Here is a 21,812-nt window from a genome sequence, read left to right as displayed (position 1 = left end):
CAAGCCTAGCCGGTGCAGATGTGGGACGGCTGCGCGCGCTCAGCTGTAGACGTGCGGGGCGAGCGTGGCGACGAAGGGGACGTTCCGGTACCGCTCCGCGAAGTCCAGTCCGTAGCCGATCACGAACTCGTTGGGCACGTCGAAGCCGACGTACTTCACGTCGATCTCCACCTTCGCAGCCTCGGGCTTGCGGAGCATGGTGCAGATCTCCACCGAGGCCGCGCCGCGGGACTTGAGGTTGGCCAGCAGCCAGGAGAGCGTGAGGCCGGAGTCGATGATGTCCTCGACGATGAGGACGTGCTGGTCCTTGAGGTCCGTGTCCAGGTCCTTGAGGATGCGCACCACCCCGGAGGACTTGGTGCCGGAGCCGTAGGAGGACACCGCCATCCAGTCCATGCGCACCGGCAGGTGCAGAGCGCGGGCGAGGTCCGCCATCACCATGACCGCGCCCTTGAGCACGCCCACAAGGAGGACGTCCTTACCCCGGTAGTCACGGTCGATGTCCGCGGCCATCTCCGCCAGGCGGTGCTTGATCTGCGCCTCCGTCGCGTGGATGGTCGTGATGTCGTCGCCAAGGTCCTTCTCGTCCACCTGTTACTCCTCATGCGAAGCTGCACACACGTCTCACCTTCGCCAGCCGTCTCAGCGCGTGGCTCGTGCCCGTGTCTGCGTGTATCTGCTCAGATCCTCCCCAACTCTAGTGGACTCCAGACTGGTGGTCTCAGGCCGTGAGGCCCAGATACAGCATGACGCCGAGGAATACCGCACCGGAGGCAAACAGTGTGACGGTCGTGTACCCGAGGATGTCACGGATCTTCAAACCTGCGATCGCCAGGACAGGGATTGCCCAGAAGGGCTGGATCATGTTTGTCCAGGCATCGCCGTAGGCAATCGCCATCACTGGAATCGCAGGGTCAACCCCGAGCTGTCCGGCAGCGTCAAGCAGAACAGGCCCCTGGACTGCGAACTGCCCGCCGCCGGAAGGCACGAAAACGTTCACGATTCCCGCGCTGAGCACCGCAAGCAGTCCGAAGGTTGCCGGCGAGGCTACGGAGACTATCGCATCAGAGAGGATCTGGATGAGCCCAGTTCCGGACATGATGCCCATGATCCCTGCATAGAGCGGGAACTGCAGCAGGATCTCCCCCACGTTCGCCGCCGCATTCCGTACCAGCCGGGACAGCTCGAAGGGCCCTTTGACGAGCAGCAGCAGCAGTGCCAGGAACGTCCAGTTAACCATGTTGATGTCCATCGCCCCACCACGCACGAAGTACACGATGATGAACACGATCACCAGCACGCCGAGCACGGTAGTGAGGATTCGGCTGGCATCGATCCGATCAGCCGGGGTGAGCACCTCGTCGGCTTCCTCGGCAGCGTCCTCACCGGTGTCCGGCATCTGTGCAATCAGATCCTTCTCCCGCGGTGCCACGAGCACGATCGCGAGCGTCACCGCGGCTGCCACGAGCACCACTGCGACGAGGTTCCATCCCGCATAGGTGGTCTCACTCAGCGGGATCGTGCCACCGAACCCGGCAGCCACCGGGTTGTTCGGATCAGTCATGGACAGCGGTGCAGAGCCGGAGTAGCCCATGTGCCACAACACATTGGCGGAGAATCCCGCTGCGACGAGCATGGGGAAATGCAGACGGAGCCCGTTACGGCGCCCATACTTGGCTACCTGTACAGCCAGTAGTGCGCCGACGACGAGGCCCAGCCCCCAGGAGAACAGGTTCGCAACCGCGGCCACACCGAAGACCAGCAGATAGGCCGCCATCGGGGTCTTGGGCAGGCTCGAGACCCACTTGAAGAACCGGGCTGCTGGTCGAGTGTGGGCCAGAGCATGGCCCAGCAGCAGCACCAGTGCGATCTGGGTGATGAAGGCGAGCAGACCGGACAGACCCTGCCCCCACGCGGTGATGATGTCTGGCGGCAGCACCTCGCCGCTCACAACCGCCGCGATAGTCGTATCGCGATCAGCAAACGAGATCAAGGGGGTTCCGGTCAGTACCCATGCAAGCACCATCACCACGAGAGTCAGGACGATCGCGAAGGTCAGCGCCGAGGGAATGATCCGCTCGATGACGGTGTTCAGCGGGCGCATGGCCCGTGAGAGCACCGTGCCCGTGGGTTGGTCCGTGGACGTTGCCTGTGTCATTCTCCGACTCTCCTGCTTTTCGGGGCAACCGGGCAGCCACCGCCCGTGGAGGTCGCCACTGCTCCCACCTGGGGTGCCCGTCACTCTTCATATCCTGTTCCCGTAGTTTACGTATAACGAGCCATGAGTATGACGAGTGCCATATCTGAGCAGGCGATGATGAATGTACACGTAGACCGTGGCTGCTGGCTCGGAGACCGTGAGTGTGCCCCGGATGCCCAGGCCTCCGGAAGAGGGAATAATGTTCTCCTGCATCGCCACCACCCCGCATACCATCCGAGGAACCCTGTGAGCCACTCCGCGCACTCCACACATCTCCCGGCCGATCCAGCAGCTGAGCCGCACCCGCGCGTAGCTCCGCGACGATGGGCGCTGCTCCCCCTGGACGTGCTCCGCGGCTTCCTCATCGGCATCACCGAACTGGTGCCCGGGGTGTCCGGCTCGACCATCGCCATGATCGTGCGCGTCTACACCCCGCTCATCGCCTCGGCCAACCATGTGGTGCGTGCGGCGAAGGCCCTCGCACGAGGCCGCGGCGGGGTGTTCCGCGAAGAACTGGGGAAGGCCGACTGGCGGCTGGCGATCCCGCTGGTCCTGGGCATGGGTGCTGCTGTGCTGCTGCTCGCGGGTCCCATCCATGACCTCGTGGAGGCGCATCCGCTCAGCGCACTGGGCCTGTTCTTCGGCATCGTCCTGCTGGGAATCGGCGCCCCGCTGCAGCTGGTGAGCTGGAAGGGAAGGCTGCGCGCCATCCACGTGGTACTCTTCCTCGCCGGCGCCGCGGCGGCCTTCTTCCTCACCGGACTCGCCACCGACGGCGATCAGGAGGACCCGTCCTACGTGGTCGTCTTCCTCGCCGCCGCCGTGGCCATCTGCGCGCTCGTGGTGCCGGGCGTCTCCGGCTCGTTCCTGCTCCTGGCGATGGGCCTCTACGCTCCCACCCTGCAGGCGGTGAGCGAGAGGGACCTCGCGTACATCGGCGTGTTCGGCCTGGGCGCGGTGGTGGGCCTCGCCAGCGTGGTTCAGCTCCTCATGGCCGCACTGGAGAAGGCCCCGCACATCGCGGTGGCCGTCATGGCCGGACTCATGGCCGGATCGCTGCGCGCCCTGTGGCCGTGGCAACCGGGCGGCGGGCCGTACACCGGCGGTGAGATCTCCGGGCCCGTGATCTTCATGGCGGTGGGGGCGCTCTTCGTGGTCCTCACCCTCTTCGTGTCCCACCGCATCACACGCGCCTCGCAGCTGAGCCGCTGAGCCCGCGCCGGCTCCTCGGTTCACACCCGCTTCTCGCCTGGACACCCGCGAATCTCGTGTGAGTTGCGGGCTTCCGGGAGGAGAAGCGGGAGTCATCCACGGGGCGGAACCGCTGCGGCCTCCACGACAAGCCGCCCGCCACGCACCACCGCCGCGAGCGCACCCGGGACGGAGATCCTTCGCCGAGGCCCGCCGCTGGCCCCCACGAGCGCGTCCACCCGGCGCACGTGCTCGGCGGTGAGCTCCTGCGCGCTCGCCCCCGCGTCCAGCAGCCACAGGCGCAGCACCCGGCTCCGCACGGCGGCGGGCAGCTCCGCCAGCGCGGGGACGGGAAGACCCGGGGCGCCCGGTTCCCGGAGCCGTTCGTACGCCTCGGCCGCCTGCGCGTCGAGGCAGTCGGCGTCATCGCGCAGCAGCCGGGCAGTGCGCGCGAGGTTGGGCCGCAGGCCCTGCCCCAGTTCGTCCTCGAACCTCCGGAGCAGCTGCCGGGCGCGCACGCGGGCGAAGCCGGGGTCCTCGTTCATCGGGTCGTCCCAGAACGGCAACCTCTGTGCGGCACAGCTGGCACGCGTCTGTGCACGGGTGATGCCCAGCAGCGGCCGCAGGATCCGCACCGCACCGGCTGAGGTGGCGAGATCCGCGGCCGCGGCCATCCCCGCCAGCGACCGCGGTCCCGATCCCCGCATCAGCCCCAACAGCACGGTCTCCGCCTGGTCGTCCTCCGTGTGTGCGGTGAGGACGAGCGGAAGGCCGTCCGCGCGCAGGCAGCCGTGCGCGCGTGCGATGCGGGCGAGCGCCGCGTACCGTCCGCGACGCGCCCGTGCTTCGACACCCCCGGTTCCGCCGTGCAGCTCGCCGCCGCTGGCTGCGGTGCCTGCCGCTTCGACACCTCCTGTTCCAGGGCCGCGCCTGTCAGCAGTGCCGCCCACCTCGGTGCCTCCCGCCGCGGAGCCTCCCACCGCAGGTCCTTCCGCCACGGGGTCTGCGGCCGCTCCGCGGTCTGCATCACCCTCGTCGATCCGCACGCTCACTGCGGGCAGGCCCATCTCCTCGAGGATTCCCACCGTCGCACGTGCGACCGCTGCGGAGCCCTCCTGCAGCCCGTGGTCCACCGTGCAGGCGAGGAAGGCCGCCTCTCCCCTGCGGTGGAGGAAGGCCGCCGCCGAGGCCAGCGCGAGCGAATCGGCCCCGCCGGAGACCCCGAGCAGCAGGGGGGCCGGACTCCCCTCGGCAGTCCGCGCGCGCACAGCGCCCCGCCTCTCCTCCGCGGCACTCCGTCCACCGTGCGGACCGGGGCCTCGTCCCAGCTCGCGCAGCGCTTCTCTCAGGGCGGTGCGGATCGCCGCCGAGGCCGCATCCAGCCGGGGCCGAGGGCCGGTCCCCTGGGCCGCGGCGGCCTCGCTGCCCTCGGACCGCCCGTGCATCCCCGCCGCACCGCCCGCGCCCGGTGCCTCCGTCATTCCCCGTGCACCCGCCGGATCCAGAGGCGCGGTGATGCGAGCTCCGCGCCCGTGGGCAGGTTCTGCGGGGAGTCGAAGGCAGCGGCGAGCCCGGCATGTCCCACCCTCCGGACGACGCCGCGGACGAACGTCGCGCCCTCCCGGTACTGCCGCAGCTTCGAGTCGGCGCCCACGAGGCGGCCGAGCACACCGGCCAGCCCGATCCCCGCATCGCGGCGGGCCTCGAAGCGGCGCCGGATCGTCGGCAGCGAGGGGAGGACCGCGGTGCCCACCGCGTCCATGACGACGTCCGCGTGGCCCTCGAGCAGACTCATCACCGAGACCACCTCGTCGAGCGCCGCCCTCTGCGCCGGCCCGGTGAGAAGGTCCATGAGCTCCGCCTCCCCGCGCACCACGGACGGCAGGCGCCTGAGGATCGGGAGCAGACCCCCGGAGCCGGCCTCGGCCGCCTCCGCATCGAGCAGATCCGCGGCCCGCTGCTGCAGATGACCGCGCAGCCACGGTGCCGCCGCGAACTGCATGCGGTGGGTCGATTCGTGCAGGGCCACCCAGAGCCGGAAGTCGCGCGGAGGCACGCGGAGCGAGACCTCCGTCTGCGCCACGGTGGGCGCGACGAGAAGCAGGCGTCCGGCCTCGGGACCGCCCCCGTGCGCAGCGGCTGCCCCGGCAGAGGCGCGCGCGGGCTCACCCGCGTCTCCCCCGAAGGGATCGAACTGCCCCAGCACCCGCGTGGACAGCACCGCGAGCACACCTCCCAGCTCCAGGCTCGAGGCCACCCGTGCACCGGCGAGAGCCTCCCGCACGCGTGGGCTCACCACGGGGTCCAGCATCGCGTCCATCGACTGCGCCGTCGCCTTGGCCCAGGTCGAGCGGTCCACCACGAGCACCTGGTCCGCGGCCGCCCGGGCACGCGCGGCGTCCGCACGGCCCTGTTCGAGGCGCATGACGTCGAGGACGAGGTCCACGGAGGTCTCGGCGGCGGTGCGGAGCTGTACCACCACCTCGGCGATCGCGTCCGGCGACAGCGCCGGACCGGCCGGGGCCAGCTCCGCCGCCGTACGCGCGAGCAGCCGGATGTCCACGAAGCCGCTCATGGGCACCCGCACCCGGCGACGCTCGCCAACGCCGCGTCGAAGCTCTGCCGGGCGGCACCGGCCGTGCCCTGGTCCATCTCGTCGGCCATGAGCGAGAAGACGAGGAGCCGGCCGTCGGCCGTGAGCACGGTGCCCGCGAGGGAGGAGACGGTGGAGAGCGTGCCGGTCTTCGCGACGACCACCCCCGCACCGGCCCGGGAGGAGTCGTCCCGGAAGCGTTCGGCCAGGGTGCCGGACCACCCGCCCACGGGCATGGCCGGCACCAGGAGGGAGAGGTCGCCGTCGGAGGTGGCGGCCTTCTCGATGATCGCGGTAAGATCGTGCGCGGAGATGCGGTTGGCGTAGTCGAGGCCCGAGGTGTCCGCGAGGCTGATGGACCCTGTGGGGATGCCCTGCGCGCCGAGCGCCTCGATGACGGCCTGCGGCGCGGACTCCGCGGTCGCCTCACGGCCCAGCGCCACCGCCACCTCCCGGCCCAGCACCTCCGCCACGACGTTGTCGCTGTGGCCGAGCATGAAGTCCACGACGGCGGAGACCGGCGCGGAGTCGACGCTGCCCAGCTCCTCCGCACCGTCCGGAGCGACCGAGGGTTCCGCGGTCTCCACCGTGAGCCCGGCGTCCTCGCCGGCCACTCGGAGCGCCTCCGCGAAGGTGGCGAGCGCGACCGCCGGAGCGTCCTCCTGGCGCGGCGAGTAGCGCTGGTCCGGGGATTCGAAGGCGGACTCCTGCATGAGCGGTGCGATGGGGGTGATGAATCCGCTGCCCACGTCAGCGCGCTCCCAGCCGTCGTGCCACCCGTCGCCCGAGTAGCGGGACAGGTCCGCGGCCACCGTCACCGCGGTGATCCCCCGCTCTGCGAGGGAGGCGGCCGTCTCCTGTGCCAGCGTGGCCAGGCCGGCGTGCCCCATGACCGCGTCCGAGTCGGACTCACCGGTGCCCAGGAGCACATCGCCTCCGCCAACGAGGTGGATGCCGACGGGTACCTCCGCACCGCCGGCGGCGGTACCCGCAGCACTGTCAGCATCGCCGGAGGGCGAGAGGACCGCGCGGGTCGTGAAGTGCGCGTTGGCGCCGATCGACCCCAGCGCGGCGGCCCCCGTCAGCACCTTCGTCACCGAGGCGGGGGTGTGGGCCGTGTCGGCGTCCCTGTCGGCGAGCACCTCGCCGGTGAGCATGTCGCGCACGTCATAGCTGTACCGTCCGGTGATCTCCGCATCCTCGAAGGCCGCGGCGAGACGTTCGTCCAGCCGCTGCGGGATGGGGGCGGACTCCGCCAGCGGTGATGCGACGGAGGCCTCCGAGGCAGAGGGCTGGGGGTGAGGAAGCGACTGCACCTCGAGCTGCGGTTCCGTGGTGAGCACTCCGGGCACGTAGTCATAGGCGTCCAGTGCCGCATAGCCGGCGAGCACCGCTGCCAGCACCGCCGCGCCCCACCTCAGACGCTTCCGGCGGGAACCGGCAGGGGCTGTCGGCACGGGGGCTCCCTCGCGGTCTCCCTCATCGGAGGAGGCGGCAGCGGGTTCCGGGGCAGCGGATTCGGCGTCCGCGACCACCCTCTCGGGCTCACTCTCATCCTCGGGCTCAGGCGCTGTTTCAGGCGCGGGTGAGCCTTCGGAGGATGACGCTGCCGCCGGTTCCCTGCCGGCCTCGGACTCGGGCTCGGGTGCCGGCTCGGGCTCGGAAGCCAGCTCAGACTCCGGCTCCAGGTCAGGCTCAGATTCCGGGTCAGGCTCAGATTCCGGGTCAGGCGCAGGCTCCAGGTCAGGCTCAGGTTCCGACTCAGAGGCAGTCTCCGTGGCCGCCTCGGTGGCGGACTCAGGGGTGACCTCGGACTCGGATGAGCCCTCAGCGGCAACCTCCTCGCTCGTCTCAAGGCCGGGGGCGGGCACGGGCACCGCATCGGACTCGTGGAGCGCCGTGTCCTCCTCGTCCGTCTCACTGCCGGCCGCAGACGCGGCTTCATCCTCAGCCTCGGGCTCTGTCTCAGTCTCGGGCTCACGCTCCGGCTCAGCTTCGCGTTCGGCCTGCGACTCAGGCTCGGACGCGACTTCCAGCACGGCCGCCGGCTCAGGTGACTGATCCGGCTCTGTCTCAGCGGCCTGCTCGGACAGCGTTCCGGCCACGGGTTCGCCCTCCGGATCGGGGGCGGGATCAGGAGCGGATTCCTCCTCCGGCCCCGTGTCGGGCGCAGGGACAGCGGCGTCATGCGCCCGCACCTCGGCTTCCGAGAGGTCCGGCTCGGACGCAGTCGCATCGCTCGACTCGGACGCGGCCGTGTCGTCCCGTTCGGATCCTGTCGCATCGGACGCGGCTTCGTCGGTGCCGACTGCTTCGAGGTCTGCCACGGCGCCGGTCACGGCCTCAGACCGGCCCTCCGGAGACTCCGGAACCTCCTCGGGATCGGTGGGAGAGCCCTGGGAGCCGGGCTCAGCGAGGTCCGCCCCCGCCTCGGGGATGTCCCCCGCCTCCGCCTCGGGGATGCCCTCCGCCTCGGCCTCGGGGGCGGCCTCTCCCACGGCCTCGGAAGCGCCCTCCCTCGCAGGATTCCGCCCGGAAACGTCCTCGTGGCCCTCCGCAGGGACGTCCTCGTCGCCCACCTCGTCATGGTCCTCCCCCGGGCCGCCCGCCTCGGGATTCCCTTCGTCCTCCTGACGATCCTGCCCCGTCACCTGCGGAGCCTCCTCGCCTTCGGAGACAGCCATGCTCTGGGCCGAGAGGCCGGAATCGTCCGGCTCATCCTGCGCAGCGTCCTCGGGGCCGCCGTCCTCCAGGGGTTCAGCGCACTCCCCCGCGTCAGCCGCACCCCCCGAGGAGTCCTCGTGCGCCCGCGTAGCGCTCGCCTCTTCCTTCTCCGGGGAGTTGTCCGGATCCTCGCCTGTGGCCTCCGACACTCGGCCTCCCTCACAACGGTCTGCGGTGTCCCCACCCTGCTCTCGTCATTATGCTAGGGGAGGCTCGTAACACCATGCCCCGCGCGGCGACTCGCGCGTGCGCACCCAGCATCCCAAGGAGAATCCATGGAACTTCTCGCCACGATCGAGATCCCGGCAGGCTCGCGGAACAAGTACGAGGTCGACCACGAGACCGGCCGCGTGAAGCTCGACCGGTACCTCTTCACCTCGATGCAGTACCCCACGGACTACGGCTTCTTCGAGGACACCCTGGGCGAGGACGGCGATCCGCTGGACGTGCTCGTGCTCCTCCACGAGTCCGTGTTCCCCGGCTGCCTCGTGGACGCCCGTCCCATCGGCGTCTTCAAGATGGAGGACGAGGCCGGCGGTGACGACAAGATCCTCGCGGTGCTGGGCGGCGACTCGCGCTTCGACCACATCCAGGACGTCAACGATGTGGAGCAGCACCTGCTCGACTCCATCGAGCACTTCTTCACCCGCTACAAGGACCTGGAGAAGGGCAAGTTCGTCAAGGGCTCCGAGTGGGCCGGCCGTGAGGACGCCGAGCGGATCGTCACGGAGTCGATCGAGCGCTTCAAGGCCGAGGGCCACTGAGCGGGCGGCACCTCCGCAGCAGACACCACTGCGCCTCCGTTTCGCACCGCTGCAGCGGTGCGAAACGGAGGCGCAGTGCATTGACACGAAGGTCAAGGTGCCCTGCGGAGCGCGCCCCGCATTCCGCGGTTGCGCACGCGGTGCCGCGCTCCGGAGGCCGACCGTCGCACCGCTCCGTCACGCCCCCGCACTTCACACTTAGGCTCGCCTCACTGCCCCGTCGCCGCCGAATGTGACACTCTGCACATATGCATCTCGACCACGTCTCCTTCGCAAGCGAACCCGACGGACTCGCGGCCACCGCCGGCAGGCTCGCAGACGCCCTCGGCATCGAGCCCTACGACGGTGGTGTCCACCCGCGGTTCGGCACCCGCAACCTGATCTTTCCGCTGGCGCAGGGGCACTACCTCGAGGTGGTCGAGCCCCTGGAGCATCCCGCCACGCTGTCCACCCCCTTCGGCCAGGCCGTCCGCGCGCGCACGGAGCTGGGCGGCGGCTGGATGGGCTGGGTGATCCGCGTGGACGACCTCGCCGCCGTGGAGGAGCGCCTGGGCCGCAAGGCCGTGGACGGCAACCGCACCCCCGCCGGGGAAGAGGAGGTCGTCTGGAAGCAGATCGGCGTCAAGGGCCTCATCGCGGATCCGCAGCTGCCGTACTTCATCCACTGGCTCTCCCCGCACAGCCAGCACCCCTCCCAGCTGGGACCGGACAACGACGTCTCCATCGCTGAGATCACGATCGCAGGCGACCGCGACCGCGTGCGCGACTGGCTCGGCACGGACGAGAAGAAGCCGATCCCGGAGATCAGCATCGACTGGACGGCACCGCACGGGGCTCCCGGCCTCATGTCGGTCACGTTCCACACAGCCAAGGGTCTCGTCACACTCTGATGGAGCCGGACACCGCGGCGCAGGCCGCGGACCGGCCCGCTCCCCTCACCGAGAACCCGAGCGCACCCGGGCACGGCGCGACTCCCCCATCGGACACGGGGGAGGCTGTGCTGCGCATCTCCGCCGCAGCCTTCCCGCCCGGCGTTCCGCACCCGTCCACGGCCGAGGCCTCCCCACCCTCAGGGCTCACACGCGCCCGTGCTCTCCCTCGTCGCTCCGTGCTCGTCGCGGCGGCACTGGGCCTCGGGCTCACCGCCGGCGGCACACTCGCCACCCGGAAGCTGCTGCCCACCGCACCGGACACGCTCGCGGAGCGGCCGCTCCACTCCCTCACGGTCGCCTTCACCTCCGCCGACGCCCGCGGACCGGTCTCCGCCCCGGACCAGGTCATCCCCGGCACCAGGGTGCAGGCACACGCGGAGAACGCGCACCTGCTGGTGCGCCGGGAGGAGGACTGGCTGGACTCCCTCGCACCGTGGACGCGCACGAGTCCCCATGCCGATCTCATCCGCAACGCCTATCTGGATCTCTTCGTCCTCACCGAGGGGCTGCCCGCAACAGCGGCCGGATGGACGAGCGCGTGGCGCCACATCTGGCCGCGCGACACCGCCCATGCCGCGGCCGCATTCGCCGCGGCCGGTGATCTGCCCCGCGCGGACGCGCTGCTGGAGCACCTGGCGGCGGCCCCCCGCACGGAGGCGGGCTGGTTCGAGGCCCGGTACGACATCCGCGGCGGCGGCGCACCGGACGACCGCAGCCCGCAGTTCGACGGCCTCGGCTGGGCGGCCTGGGCGCTCGGCTGGATACACGAGAACGCGGTCCTCGACGTCACCGAGCGCGCCTCCTTCGTCCGGCGCCATGCCGCCTTCGCCTCCTCACTGGCGACGTCCATGCTCGCCGCGCTGAACCCGCGCAGCGGAGGCCCGCCCGTCTCCTCGGACTACTGGGAGGTCTTCGAGTGGCGGGTGACGCTGGGGATCGCGGCGCCCACGCTCGCCGGGCTCCAGCGCCTCCAGCCCGTGCTCGCCGCGGCCGACGACCCTCTCGCCCGGAAGTGCGCCGTCGCCGAGGCCGCGCTCACCGAGTACATCCGGGAGCGGTTCGCGGAGCACGGCTTCCCGCGCCACGCCCACGGCCGCCATGCCGACTCCGCCGTGGGCTTCATGCTGCCGCCCTACCTCGCCTCCTGGCCCGATCCGGAGAATGCGCGCCGCGCGCTCGCGGAGACGGAGGCCCGCCTGCTCCAGCCGGCCGGCGGCATCACCCCGGGCGAGCGCTGGGCGGACGACGGGGTCTCCTGGACGCCCGAGACCGCGGTGTTCGCCCTGGCGAACGCCACCTCGGCGGAGGCCGCGCACCGGGCGCGCGCCGCCCGACAGCTCGAATGGCTGGCCGCGCACCGCACGCCTGCGGGCAGCTTCCCGGAGAAGGTGCTGGCCTCCGGGGAGCCCTCTGCCGTGGCCCCGCTGGCCTGGACCGCGGCATGCGCAGCGCTCGCGGCCCATGCGCTCACACGCGCCGGTGACTCGCGCACCGGTGACGGGATGCGCGCCCGCTCGCAGCGATGACGGGGTGGAGGCACCGGCGTAGTCTCTGACGCATGGCAGGTCAGGCCCAGGATCCCGCAGCGGACGGCATCCGCCCCGCTCCCCGCGGCATGGCGCCGGGTGTGAGCTCGATGGTGGGCTATCGCTCCCCCGCCGCCCCGTCCGCGGTCCATCGCGGCCTGCCGTCCTCACGGCTCACGTTCATCGTCTCCCTCGACCAGGGGGTCGAAGCGGGGGCGACCGAGACCGAGGCCCGCTCCGCCCGCCCCAATCCGCTCCTCCTCGCGGGCCTGCACACCACCGCCAGCCACGTGCGCCGCGAGCGGGCACAGTGCGGCATCCAGCTCGCGGTCCATCCGCTGGCCGCACGGACCCTCTTCGGGGTGCCGGCGGCCGCTCTGCCCGTGAGCGGGTACGACGGCGCCGAGGTGCTGGGGCGCTGGGCGGTGGAGCTGCAGGAGCAGCTGGCCGAGGCCTGGGACAGCGGCGGCGGGAGCGGGACCGCCCGTGACCGGACAGCGGAGGCTGACCCGGCAGGCAGCAGGGCGTGCGGGAGCGGACCGGTCGGACCGGCAGGCCGCACTGAGCCTTCCCCGTGGGCGGACCTGTTCGCGCGCACTGCGCAGGCGCTCCTCGCGAGCCGCACCGCGCACGCGGATTCCGCACCGGCGGTGCGGCCCGAGCTGTGCCGGGCCTGGCACCTGCTCGAACGCAGCGGCGGACGCGCGTCCGTGCGCGAGCTGGCCTCGGACACCGGGCTGAGCACGCGACGGCTGGGCACGCTGTTCGTGCAGGAGGTGGGCCTCTCCCCCAAACGCGTCGCCGGTCTCATCCGCTTCGAAAGGGCCACCCGGCTCATCGCCCGGCAGGTGGCGGAGACCGGCAGGACCGATCTCGCGGCAGCCGCCGCGCAGGCCGGCTTCAGCGACCAGTCCCATCTCAGCCGGGAGTTCCTCCGCCACAGCGGGCTGTCCCCTCGGGCCTGGGCGGCGGAGGAGTTCCGAAACATTCAAGACGGCGGACACGGCGCGGCGGCAGACTGACGGAGCAGATGCACCGGTGGGCCCGCAGCGGCCGCCGGGACGACGAACCGAGGAGGACGACGACCATGCAGGCGACAGACCGCACGAGCCCCGGGCTCTTCCACACTCTGCAGGCGGTGGACGCAGGAGCGCTCATCGACTTCTGCACGGAGGCCTTCGGCTTCGTGCTCACCGCGCGGTACGAGGACGACGGCCGCGTGGCGCACGCGGAGCTGCGCTGGCCGGAGGCACCCGGCGGAGTCATGCTCGGCACCTACGCGCCCGGGCGCGAGTACTCCCAGACGCCCGGCACTGCCGGGGCGTACCTGGTGACGGAGGATGCGGACGCGCTCTGCGCACGCGCCCTCGCACGCGGAGCGGAGATCGTCGTTCCGCTGCGGGACACCGACTACGGCAGCAGGGAGTTCACGGTCCGCGACCCGGAGGGGAACCTCTGGTCGTTCGGCACCTACCCCGGAGCGCCGCTGGAGGAGTGAACGCCCCTGCCTCACAGCAGCTCGACACCCGCCTCTCGTCCCTGGCACCCGGAAGTCTGCGAAGACTACTGGGCGTCCAGGACGAGAAGCGGGTGTCATCCCCGCGCCGGACGGTTGCGGTGAGGCCGGCGCCCGGCGAGCTAGATGAGCGCGGTGGACAGGAACGGCACGAACGTCACGATCGCCAGCGCCAGCAGCAGCACCAGGGCCGAGGGTATCGCGGCCTTGGCCACCTGCAGCACGCTCATCCCGCTCATCCCGGAGGCCACGAACAGGTTGAGGCCGAGCGGCGGGGTGATCATGCCGATCTCCAGGTTCATCACCACGATGATGCCGAAGTGGATCGGATCGATCCCCAGCTCCAGGGCGATCGGCAGCAGGATGGGCGCCAGGATCAGGATCGCCGAGGACGTCTCCATCACACAGCCCACGAACAGCAGCAGGACATTCACGAGGACGAGGAACTGCCAGGGCTCCAGACCCCACTCGCCGATCGCCTCCGAGATGGAGCCGGGGATCCTCTCGCTGGCCAGCACGAAGGTGAAGAGGATGCCGTTGGCGATGATGAACATGACCATCGCGGAGGTCCTCGCCGACTTCAGCAGCACGTCCCACAGCGCGCCGAGCTTGAGCTCCCGATAGATCAGCAGGGAGACGACGAGGGAGTATGCGACGGCGACGGCGCTGGCCTCGGTCGGGGTGAAGAAGCCGCTGTAGATGCCGCCGAGCACGATGACCGGGAGCAGCAGCGCCAGGATCGCATCGCGGAAGAACCGCAGGCGTTCGCGCGGCGAGGCCTTGAATTCCTTGCCTGCCCTGCCGTACCCGCGCTTCCAGGCGACGAACACGACCATGACGATGAGCATGAGGCCCGCCATCAGTCCCGGGAGCACACCGGCGACGAACAGGTTCCCGATGTTCTGCTCCGTGGCGATGCCGTAGACGATGAGCGGGATCGACGGCGGGATGAGGATGCCCAGGGAGCCCGAGGTCGCGATCAGTCCGGTGGAGAACTCCTTCGGGTAGCCGTTGGCGATCATCGCCGGGATGAGGATCGCGCCCACGGCGACGACCGTGGCCGGCGAGGAGCCGGAGACGGCGGCGAAGAACATGCACGCGAGGACGGCGGTGATCGCCAGCCCTCCGCGCAGGTGCCCCACGAGAGAGGCGCCGAAGTCGGTGAGGCGCTTCGAGATGCCGCCGCGGGACATGATGTTGGCGGCCAGCACGAAGAACGGGATCGCCATGAGCGGGAAGGAGTTGAGGGCGTTGAACAGCCGCTCCGAGACCTGCGACATGGGGATCAGCGTGAAGTAGTAGAAGTACATGAGGCTCGTGAGCCCCAGGGCGATGGCGATGGGCGCCGAGCTCAGCAGCGTCAGGAGCAGGACGACGAGGAGGACGAGGGTCGCTTCAGCCATTGCGCTTCTCCCTTCCCTCGGACTCCGCGTCTCCGACGGCATCGTCGGTGCGCCCCTCTGTGCCGGCCCTCAGCCCGCCCACCGTGACGTCCCCGCTGGCGATCGCCCGCTGGCCGGCCTCCACGAGATCGGCGTCGAGACCGGCTGCGGCGGCCTCCTCGGCCAGCACGTCCCTGTCGAGACGCTCCGCCGGAGTGATGATCGCCCGGACCGCCATCTCCACGGCGCGGATGAGGAACAGGGTCATCCCCACCGCGATCGACAGTTCGACGACCCACAGCGGGAGCTTGAGCGCCGGGGTGAGGGTGGTGCGGGAGAAGGGCTCGCCGATCAGCTCCCAGGAGACCCATACGACGAAGAAGGCATAGACCACGGTGCACAGCGCCCCGAGGAGGAGGATGGCCTTCTTGGCCGGACCGTGCAGCAGCACCGCGAGGATGTCGACGTTGACGTGCTCGTTGTGGCGCAGCACCACGACCGCGCCGAAGAAGGTGGAGAAGATGATCGCGTAGATCGTCGCCTCCTCGGCCCAGAAGATGACGCCGACACCCAGGTTCCGCATGATCACGGAGACGATCTGCAGACCGCAGGCGAAGGCCAGGGCGCCGGCGGCCACGATGTTCTCGATCCATGACAGGCCGCTGTCCAGGGACTTGAGGATCCTCATGACTCCCCCTGCCTCTCCAGGAGCTCGTCGATGATCTCGGGACCGATCACGTCGCGGTACTTCTCGTACTCGCTCGGGACGACCACGTCCTTGAATGCCTCCCGCTCCTCCTCGGTGGGGATCACGATCTCGGTCGTGCCGGCCTCCTCGATGACCCTCTTGGACTCCTCGTTGACCTTCTGGGACTCCTCCCGGTTGTACGCGGAGGAATCGGCGGCGACCTCTTCGAGGACCCGCTGGAGATCGGCGGGCATGGATTCGTACCAGTCGCTGTTGATGACCAGGATGTAGCCGATGTAGCCGTGGTCCAGCTCGGTGATGTACTTCTGCACCGTGTGCATGTTCTGGGACTGGATGTTGGAGTAGGTGTTCTCCCCGCCGTCCAGCAGGCCCTGCTGGAGGCCGTTGTAGACCTCGGCGAAGGCCAGCGGAGTGGGGATGCCGCCCCAGGCCTCGATCTGCGTGCGCAGCACGTCGGAGGGCTGGATGCGGTACTTCTTGCCCCGCATGTCCGCCGGCGCCAGCGTCCTGTTGTTCGAATGGATCTGCTTCATCCCGGAGTCCCACAGACCCAGCACCTTCATGCCGTTGGCCTCGAGATCCTCGTTGGCGTAGATCGCCTTGCCCACCTCGGTCTCCGGGCTGGCGACCTCAGGGATGTCCGCGGCGGTGTCGAAGAGGAAGGGCAGGTCCAGGACCTGCAGGCTGGGCGCCACCGTCGTGAACTTCGCGCTGGCGGGGGCGAGCATCTGCACGGCGCCGGACTGGATGGCCTGCATCTCGTCCTTGTCCCCGTAGAGCTCCGAGTTCGGATAGAGCTCCACCGTGATCCGCCCGCCCGACCTCTCCTCGAGCTCCTTCTTGAAGAACTCGGCGGCTCTGCCCTTGGGCGTCTCCGCGGTGGTGACGTGGGAGAACTTGAGCGTGTAGTTCTCCGCCTCCCCGCTGCGGGCCGGATTGCAGCCGGAGAGCACGAGCAGGACGGCAGCCGCGGCGCAGACCGCACGGAGCGGCCTGCGGCGGGACGACCGGGCTCTTCGCCCCGGAAGAGAGGGGTTCTTCCGCATCGACGACGGACTGGACATCGTTGTCTCCAGGGGTGAAAGGGGTTTCGCGATCGGCTCACCGCTGAGCACGACCGGCAAGGACGACTGTGCCCTCGCCTGCGCCACTATACACAGAGGAAGGGCATATGAGACATGACTCGTCAGATTATGTATGAAAACGACCCAGACGTGCGACGCTCTCACTCGAAGTCACAGACGACCCCCCGGTGGAGACGCCCCTGCGTCCGGTGACGGCCCGGTGGGCCGGCGGGGCCTCAGTCCGCGTCCAGCTCGAACGGATCGGCCACGGCCTCGCCCGCGGCAGCCTCCGCCAGCCGCAGGAAGCCGTTGCGTATGTGGATGCCCAGCAGCTCGCCGGCCCTGTCCGGATCGGCATCGTGCACTGCCGCGACGATCCCCTCGTGCTCGCCGTGGGCCTCGTCGAAGCGCGCCCCGCTGTCCAGCGCAAGGTCCCACGGGAACGCACGCCAGAGATCCTCGATGCGATTGCGCAGGCCCGGCAGCCCGCAGCGGTCGTAGAAGAAGAAGTGGAACTGCTCGTTGAAGGAGTTGCGCGCCGCGGAGTCCCCCGCCGCAGATGCCTCGTCCAGCTCCTCCAGCAGACGCCGCGCCGCACGCAGCTCATGCCGCGATATCCGCGTCGCGGCACGTCTGATCGCAAAGGTCTCCGTGAGCCGGCGGGTGACGTAGAGGGACTTCAGGTTGTCCATGTCCACTCCGGCCACGCGGACGCCGCGATGCGCCTCGGAGGTCACGAGCCCCTCGGCCTCCAGCAGTCGCAGGGCCTCCCTCACAGGCGTGATGGAGGAGGAGAACCATCCGGCGACCTCGTCCTGGCGCAGCCGCGAGCCGCGCTCCAGCTCCCCGGCCAGGATCCGCCGGCGCAGGCCGGAGGCCACGACGTCCCGCTTGGTCTCCACCGGCTTCATCGTCCTGCCCCCGTCGTCCTGCGCGCGCCCGGCTCACCCGCGGGGCAGCTGGGAGGCCACGCTGGAGAACCGCATCCGCCGACATCATATACAAGCGACCGCGAAGAACCCCGCAGTCCTCTGATACGGGCATCGTCGGACGCCCCGCGAGGAGGTGCGATCTTGAATCATGCATCATTTCTGAGACAATGCCTGTGAATGCTCATCGGGAATCCCCACCCAGCAGACACGGAGGCCCAGTGCTCTCGTCCCACACACCACCGCCCGAAGACGCGCCCGTCCCGGAGTCCACGACAGGCTCGCGCGACGCCCACTCTGCGCGCTCGGACGCCCACCCCGCACGGGCGGATGCGCACACCCCGGACGAGGCGCTCCCGCTGTCCGGCATCACGGTCGTGAGCCTCGAGCAGGCGGTGGCGGCGCCGTTCGCCACCCGTCAGCTCGCCGATCTGGGAGCACGGGTGATCAAGGTCGAGCGACCGGGGACGGGCGACTTCGCACGGGGCTACGACACGACGGTGAGAGGTCAGTCCAGCCATTTCGTCTGGATCAACCGCAACAAGGAGAGCCTCACCCTCGATCTCAAGCACCCGGATGCCGCCGCCGTGATGGACGCCCTGCTGGCGGAGGCGGACGTCTTCGTGCAGAACCTCGCGCCGGGCGCCGCCGAACGGCTGGGGCTGGGCGCGGAACGGCTGCGGCACAGGAACCCGCGCCTCATCCACGTCTCCGTCTCCGGGTACGGCGCCGAGGGCCCGTACCGCGACGCCAAGGCCTACGACGCCCTCGTGCAGTCCGAGGCGGGTCTGGTCTCCGTGACCGGCACGGAGGAGTTCCCGGCCAAGACCGGCATCTCCACCGCAGACATCTCCGCCGGCATGTACGCCTACTCCGGGATCCTCACGGCCCTCTTCCGCCGTGAGCGCACGGGCAGCGGCGCCACCCTGGACGTCAACCTCTTCGACTCGCTCGCCGAATGGATGGGGTATCCGCTGTACTACACCCGCTACGGTGGCACGCGGCCCACACGGGCGGGCACCTCCCACGCCGCCATCGCCCCGTACGGCACCTTCACCTGCGGGGACGGCAGGCAGGTCGTGCTGGCGATCCAGAACGAACGGGAGTGGCAGCGCTTCTGCGCGACAGTGCTGGAGGACCCGCAGCTGGCGACGGACCCCCGTTTCGACCGTGCCGCGCATCGCTACGCCCACCGCCCGGAGCTGGAGTCCCTCATCGAAGCGGCCTTCGCGGAGATGGACGTCGCGGAGTGCGAGCGGCGTCTGGGTACGGCGCAGGTGGCCCACGCCCGCCAGCGGGACATGACCGAGGTCGCGGAACATCCGCAGCTCGTCGCTCGCGGCCGCTGGCAGGAGGTGGGCACTCCCGAGGGACCGATCGAGATGCTCCTGCCGCCGGTGGGGATGGACGGCGTCGACTACCGGATGGATCCGGTCCCCGCGGTCGGGCAGCACACGGAGGGCCTGCTGGCGGAGCTGGGCGTCCCGGCCCCGGCCGTCGAGAGGCTCCGTGCGGACGGGGCGGTGTGAGGAGATGACACAGCCTGTGAAGGACACCGCGCACCATGCCGAGCTGCTGCCCGTGGGGCGCAGCACCCGGCCCATGCGCCACCTCGGCAGCGAGGGGGTGCAGGTGCGGCGGACGGAGATCGCCGGACGGGAGCGCACCTTCCTGGAGATCGAGCCGCAGGTGCTCAGCGAGCTCGCGAAGCGCGCGTTCACCGAGGTCTCGCACTTCCTGCGTCCCGACCACCTGGCCTCCCTGCGCAGCATCCTCGACGATCCCGAGGCGAGCGCGAACGATCGCTTCGTCGCCCTGGACCTGCTGAAGAACGCATGCGTGTCCGCGGGAGAGGTGCTGCCGATGTGCCAGGACACCGGGACCGCGATCATCACGGCCAAGCGCGGCGTCGATGTGCTCACGGACGGGGAGGATGCGCGTCATCTTGCTACGGGCGTCGAGGCGGCCTACCGGGAGCTGAATCTGCGCTATTCGCAGCTCGCGCCGCTGGGGGTGTTCGAGGAGGTCAACACCGGCACCAACCTCCCCGCGCAGATCGACATCGCGCTCGACTCCGAGGACGGCTACGAGATCCTGTTCATGGCGAAGGGCGGCGGCAGCGCGAACAAGTCCTTCCTGTACCAGGAGACGAAGGCGATCCTCGACGAGCAGCGGATGCTCGACTTCCTGGCGGAGAAGATCGCGACCCTGGGCACGGCGGCCTGTCCGCCCTACCATCTGGCGGTCGTCATCGGCGGCACCACAGCGGAGCACGCCCTCAAGACGGCCAAGCTGGCCAGTGCGCACCACCTCGACGGGCTGCCGGAGACCGGCGATGCGGAGACCGGCCACGGGATCCGGGATCCCCGGTTCGAGGAGAAGGTCCTGGAGCTCACCCGCCATCTGGGCTTCGGCGCCCAGTTCGGGGGCAAGTACTTCTGCCACGACGTCCGCGTGATCCGCCTGCCGCGGCACAACGGATCGCTGCCCGTGGCCCTGGCGGTGAGCTGCTCCGCCGACCGCCAGATCGTCGCGCGGATCGATCGTGAGGGCGTCTTCCTGGAGGAGCTCGAGCACGATCCGGCCCGCTTCCTGCCCGCCGCGGGCCGGGCGGAGGAGATCGAGTCAGGTCAGGTCACCGCGATCGACCTCGACCTCCCCATGGAGGAGATCCGCGCGCGTCTGAGCGCATGCGCCGTCGGCGACCGGCTGTCCCTCACCGGCACGATGATCGTCGCCCGGGACATCGCCCATGCCCGGCTGCGGGAGCGGCTGGAGGCCGGTGAGGAGCTGCCCGCCTACTTCCGCGACCACCCCGTCTACTACGCCGGACCGGCGAAGACCCCCGAGGGCATGCCCAGCGGGTCGTTCGGCCCCACCACCGCCGCGCGGATGGACACCTACGTCCGGGACTTCCAGGCCGCCGGAGGTTCCCTGGTCATGCTCGCCAAGGGCAACAGATCGGCGGCCGTGACGCAGGCGTGCCGCGAGTTCGGAGGCTTCTACCTGGGCTCCGTGGGAGGCCCGGCCGCACGGCTGGCCGCGGACTGCATCACCGAGGTCTCCGTCCTCGACATGGAGGATCTGGGGATGGAGGCGGTGTGGAGGATCCGGGTGGAGGACTTCCCCGCCTTCGTGGTCGTGGACGACAAGGGCAACGACTTCTTCGCGCAGGCGCGCGACACCGGCCTGCAGCTGGGCCGGACCCGAACGGTGCGAGACGGCACACGCGTGTGACGGCTCCTTGAGTTCAGCCCCATGACACCCGCTTCTCGTCCTGGGCACCCGGCAGTTTCCGGGCGTCCAGGACGAGAAGCGGGTGTCGTCCGTCGAGGGCCTACCCCGCGTCCACCATGTGCAGGACTCCCGGGGCGAGGAAGCCCACGGCGTCGAGCAGAAGGTGTGCCCAGACGAAGGGCATGATCGTGTCGCCCCGCCGGCGCTCCCAGCGCAGCGCGCACCAGCCGAAGACCAGGCCCATCGCCACATTGCCCACGAACGGCCCCGCGCCCTGGTACAGGTGGTAGCTGCCGCGGAACACCGCGAGCACCACGATCACCGTCCACGGGGAGAGCCCCAGCATGTGCAGCCGGATGCGGAAGTAGCCCATGAGGAGGACCTCCTCCAGCAGGCTGTTCTTCACGGCGGCGAACAGCAGCACCGGCACGGTCCACCAGTGCGCGCCCAGGTTGTCCGTCTGGATCTGCGCCGTCATCCCCAGCGCCCGGCCGGCCGCGTACACACCCAGCGTGCCCGCGCCCATCAGCACGAACAGCAGCACCCCGCGCCCGAGGTCCCGGCCCGGAGCCCGGGTCACCCCCAGCCGCGCGAGCACTCCGGGAGGCGAGTGGGCCTCGGCGGCCTCCGCCCCTCTTCCCGGCTCCTGCTCAGCGCACTGCGCACCCGGGAGCTGCATCTGCGCGCCGGCCCCCGGAGGTTCCGGAAGCGGTGAGGCACATGGCGCGGCGCGCAGGCCGCGCAGCAGCAGGCGGTCGCGCCCCAGCAGCACGAGCACGAGGGCGACGGGGACGAGCGCGAATCCGTTGCCCAGCAGCTGGTAGACGAGGTCGAACCAGGGGCGCTCCGAGGCGGAGGTGTTGAGCTTCGCCTCCTGTTCCGCCAGCGGGGCGCGGGAGAGCATGTCGATGAGCCGGACCACGGCGTAGACCGCGGACTCCCCCAGCGACAGGCCGGCGACCACGAGGGATTCCGCGATCACCTGCCGCCGGCTCAGCGGCAGGCGCCGCTCCGGCAGCGGATCCACCGGCTCAGGCGTCACGGC

Annotated in this window: 18 protein-coding genes; 8 read left to right on the top strand and 10 right to left on the bottom strand. The window is 70.3% G+C overall.

Annotated elements, in window-relative coordinates; translation table 11 throughout:
• Positions 1 to 39 precede the first annotated feature (39 nt).
• Both hpt and ABD240_RS10660 read right to left on the bottom strand, forming a co-directional pair.
• Positions 40 to 591: a hypoxanthine phosphoribosyltransferase gene (gene hpt, locus ABD240_RS10665; RefSeq protein ID WP_291797511.1), complete on the bottom strand. Its 552-nt coding sequence runs from the start codon at positions 589 to 591 to the stop codon at positions 40 to 42.
• A gap of 130 nt (positions 592 to 721) precedes the next feature.
• Entirely contained in the window at positions 722 to 2,158 is a 1,437-nt protein-coding gene (locus tag ABD240_RS10660; RefSeq protein ID WP_291797508.1) for a short-chain fatty acid transporter, read from the bottom strand.
• 288 nt (positions 2,159 to 2,446) lie between these two features.
• Here ABD240_RS10660 and ABD240_RS10655 point away from each other — a divergent pair, with 288 nt between their 5' ends.
• Positions 2,447 to 3,412, top strand: coding sequence for a DUF368 domain-containing protein (locus ABD240_RS10655; RefSeq protein WP_291797505.1), 966 nt, complete (start codon positions 2,447 to 2,449; stop codon positions 3,410 to 3,412).
• Between the two features lie 92 nt (positions 3,413 to 3,504).
• Here ABD240_RS10655 and ABD240_RS10650 read toward each other — a convergent pair whose 3' ends face one another.
• From ABD240_RS10650 to dacB, 3 genes are read right to left on the bottom strand one after another with little or no spacing between them, the layout of a single operon-like run.
• Positions 3,505 to 4,872 (bottom strand): tRNA lysidine(34) synthetase, encoded by a 1,368-nt coding sequence (locus ABD240_RS10650; RefSeq protein WP_344337141.1) that lies wholly within the window; start codon positions 4,870 to 4,872, stop codon positions 3,505 to 3,507.
• Positions 4,869 to 5,966 carry a zinc-dependent metalloprotease gene (locus ABD240_RS10645; RefSeq protein WP_291797499.1) on the bottom strand — a complete coding sequence of 366 codons (1,098 nt, stop codon included), beginning with the start codon at positions 5,964 to 5,966 and terminating at the stop codon, positions 4,869 to 4,871. The genes ABD240_RS10650 and ABD240_RS10645 overlap by 4 nt, the downstream gene beginning before the upstream one ends.
• Positions 5,963 to 8,857: a D-alanyl-D-alanine carboxypeptidase/D-alanyl-D-alanine endopeptidase gene (gene dacB, locus ABD240_RS10640; protein ID WP_344337138.1), complete on the bottom strand. Its 2,895-nt coding sequence runs from the start codon at positions 8,855 to 8,857 to the stop codon at positions 5,963 to 5,965. Before dacB ends, ABD240_RS10645 begins: the two co-directional genes overlap by 4 nt.
• A 126-nt stretch (positions 8,858 to 8,983) precedes the next feature.
• Between dacB and ABD240_RS10635 the strand changes: the two genes are divergently transcribed.
• The 5 genes from ABD240_RS10635 (at position 8,984) to ABD240_RS10615 (ending at position 13,428) form a co-directional block, all read left to right on the top strand.
• A complete protein-coding gene (locus ABD240_RS10635; protein ID WP_344337136.1) occupies positions 8,984 to 9,472 on the top strand; it encodes an inorganic diphosphatase in 489 nt (162 codons plus the stop codon).
• A 248-nt stretch (positions 9,473 to 9,720) separates the two neighbouring features.
• Complete coding sequence (locus ABD240_RS10630) at positions 9,721 to 10,362, top strand: VOC family protein (RefSeq protein WP_291797491.1); 642 nt, start codon at positions 9,721 to 9,723, stop codon at positions 10,360 to 10,362.
• Positions 10,362 to 11,930: a hypothetical protein gene (locus ABD240_RS10625; protein WP_344337134.1), complete on the top strand. Its 1,569-nt coding sequence runs from the start codon at positions 10,362 to 10,364 to the stop codon at positions 11,928 to 11,930. The genes ABD240_RS10630 and ABD240_RS10625 overlap by 1 nt, the downstream gene beginning before the upstream one ends.
• Before the next feature lie 32 nt (positions 11,931 to 11,962).
• On the top strand, positions 11,963 to 12,952 hold the full coding sequence (locus ABD240_RS10620) for a helix-turn-helix domain-containing protein (protein ID WP_291797486.1): 990 nt from the start codon (positions 11,963 to 11,965) through the stop codon (positions 12,950 to 12,952).
• A gap of 65 nt (positions 12,953 to 13,017) precedes the next feature.
• Entirely contained in the window at positions 13,018 to 13,428 is a 411-nt protein-coding gene (locus ABD240_RS10615) for a VOC family protein (protein WP_344337131.1), read from the top strand.
• Between the two features lie 140 nt (positions 13,429 to 13,568).
• Here ABD240_RS10615 and ABD240_RS10610 read toward each other — a convergent pair whose 3' ends face one another.
• The 4 genes from ABD240_RS10610 to ABD240_RS10595 all read right to left on the bottom strand — a co-directional run bounded on the left by ABD240_RS10610 (position 13,569) and on the right by ABD240_RS10595 (position 17,503).
• The gene (locus ABD240_RS10610; protein WP_291797479.1) at positions 13,569 to 14,849 is read right to left on the bottom strand and encodes a TRAP transporter large permease; all 1,281 of its coding nucleotides are present in this window, start codon (positions 14,847 to 14,849) and stop codon (positions 13,569 to 13,571) included.
• Positions 14,842 to 15,516 carry a TRAP transporter small permease gene (locus tag ABD240_RS10605; protein WP_344337128.1) on the bottom strand — a complete coding sequence of 225 codons (675 nt, stop codon included), beginning with the start codon at positions 15,514 to 15,516 and terminating at the stop codon, positions 14,842 to 14,844. Before ABD240_RS10605 ends, ABD240_RS10610 begins: the two co-directional genes overlap by 8 nt.
• On the bottom strand, positions 15,513 to 16,601 hold the full coding sequence (locus ABD240_RS10600) for a DctP family TRAP transporter solute-binding subunit (RefSeq protein ID WP_344337126.1): 1,089 nt from the start codon (positions 16,599 to 16,601) through the stop codon (positions 15,513 to 15,515). Before ABD240_RS10600 ends, ABD240_RS10605 begins: the two co-directional genes overlap by 4 nt.
• 236 nt (positions 16,602 to 16,837) lie before the next feature.
• On the bottom strand, positions 16,838 to 17,503 hold the full coding sequence (locus ABD240_RS10595) for a GntR family transcriptional regulator (protein WP_344337124.1): 666 nt from the start codon (positions 17,501 to 17,503) through the stop codon (positions 16,838 to 16,840).
• A gap of 248 nt (positions 17,504 to 17,751) precedes the next feature.
• Here ABD240_RS10595 and ABD240_RS10590 point away from each other — a divergent pair, with 248 nt between their 5' ends.
• Together ABD240_RS10590 and ABD240_RS10585 are read left to right on the top strand one after the other, a co-directional pair.
• Positions 17,752 to 19,059: a CaiB/BaiF CoA transferase family protein gene (locus tag ABD240_RS10590; protein ID WP_291797468.1), complete on the top strand. Its 1,308-nt coding sequence runs from the start codon at positions 17,752 to 17,754 to the stop codon at positions 19,057 to 19,059.
• 4 nt (positions 19,060 to 19,063) lie between these two features.
• The gene (locus ABD240_RS10585; RefSeq protein WP_291797465.1) at positions 19,064 to 20,767 is read left to right on the top strand and encodes a FumA C-terminus/TtdB family hydratase beta subunit; all 1,704 of its coding nucleotides are present in this window, start codon (positions 19,064 to 19,066) and stop codon (positions 20,765 to 20,767) included.
• A 100-nt stretch (positions 20,768 to 20,867) separates the two neighbouring features.
• Here the strand turns inward: ABD240_RS10585 and ABD240_RS10580 are convergent, their stop codons facing one another.
• Positions 20,868 to 21,809, bottom strand: a complete 942-nt coding sequence (locus ABD240_RS10580) for a CPBP family intramembrane glutamic endopeptidase (protein WP_425547012.1) — start codon at positions 21,807 to 21,809, stop codon at positions 20,868 to 20,870.
• Positions 21,810 to 21,812 lie beyond the last annotated feature (3 nt).

Origin of the sequence: Brevibacterium salitolerans (assembly GCF_039531405.1) — a bacterium.
In the GTDB taxonomy this organism is placed as follows: Bacteria; Actinomycetota; Actinomycetes; order Actinomycetales; family Brevibacteriaceae; genus Brevibacterium; species Brevibacterium salitolerans.
This window is presented reverse-complemented; position numbering and strand designations above follow the sequence as displayed.

Coding starts and splice junctions, on each gene's coding strand:
- ABD240_RS10660 (WP_291797508.1), bottom strand. CDS start 2,158: ATGACACAGGCAACGTCCACGGACCAACCCACGGGCACGGTGCTCTCA.
- ABD240_RS10650 (WP_344337141.1), bottom strand. CDS start 4,872: ATGACGGAGGCACCGGGCGCGGGCGGTGCGGCGGGGATGCACGGGCGG.
- ABD240_RS10645 (WP_291797499.1), bottom strand. CDS start 5,966: ATGAGCGGCTTCGTGGACATCCGGCTGCTCGCGCGTACGGCGGCGGAG.
- ABD240_RS10635 (WP_344337136.1), top strand. CDS start 8,984: ATGGAACTTCTCGCCACGATCGAGATCCCGGCAGGCTCGCGGAACAAG.
- ABD240_RS10630 (WP_291797491.1), top strand. CDS start 9,721: ATGCATCTCGACCACGTCTCCTTCGCAAGCGAACCCGACGGACTCGCG.
- ABD240_RS10625 (WP_344337134.1), top strand. CDS start 10,362: ATGGAGCCGGACACCGCGGCGCAGGCCGCGGACCGGCCCGCTCCCCTC.
- ABD240_RS10620 (WP_291797486.1), top strand. CDS start 11,963: ATGGCAGGTCAGGCCCAGGATCCCGCAGCGGACGGCATCCGCCCCGCT.
- ABD240_RS10615 (WP_344337131.1), top strand. CDS start 13,018: ATGCAGGCGACAGACCGCACGAGCCCCGGGCTCTTCCACACTCTGCAG.
- ABD240_RS10610 (WP_291797479.1), bottom strand. CDS start 14,849: ATGGCTGAAGCGACCCTCGTCCTCCTCGTCGTCCTGCTCCTGACGCTG.
- ABD240_RS10605 (WP_344337128.1), bottom strand. CDS start 15,516: ATGAGGATCCTCAAGTCCCTGGACAGCGGCCTGTCATGGATCGAGAAC.
- ABD240_RS10600 (WP_344337126.1), bottom strand. CDS start 16,601: ATGTCCAGTCCGTCGTCGATGCGGAAGAACCCCTCTCTTCCGGGGCGA.
- ABD240_RS10585 (WP_291797465.1), top strand. CDS start 19,064: ATGACACAGCCTGTGAAGGACACCGCGCACCATGCCGAGCTGCTGCCC.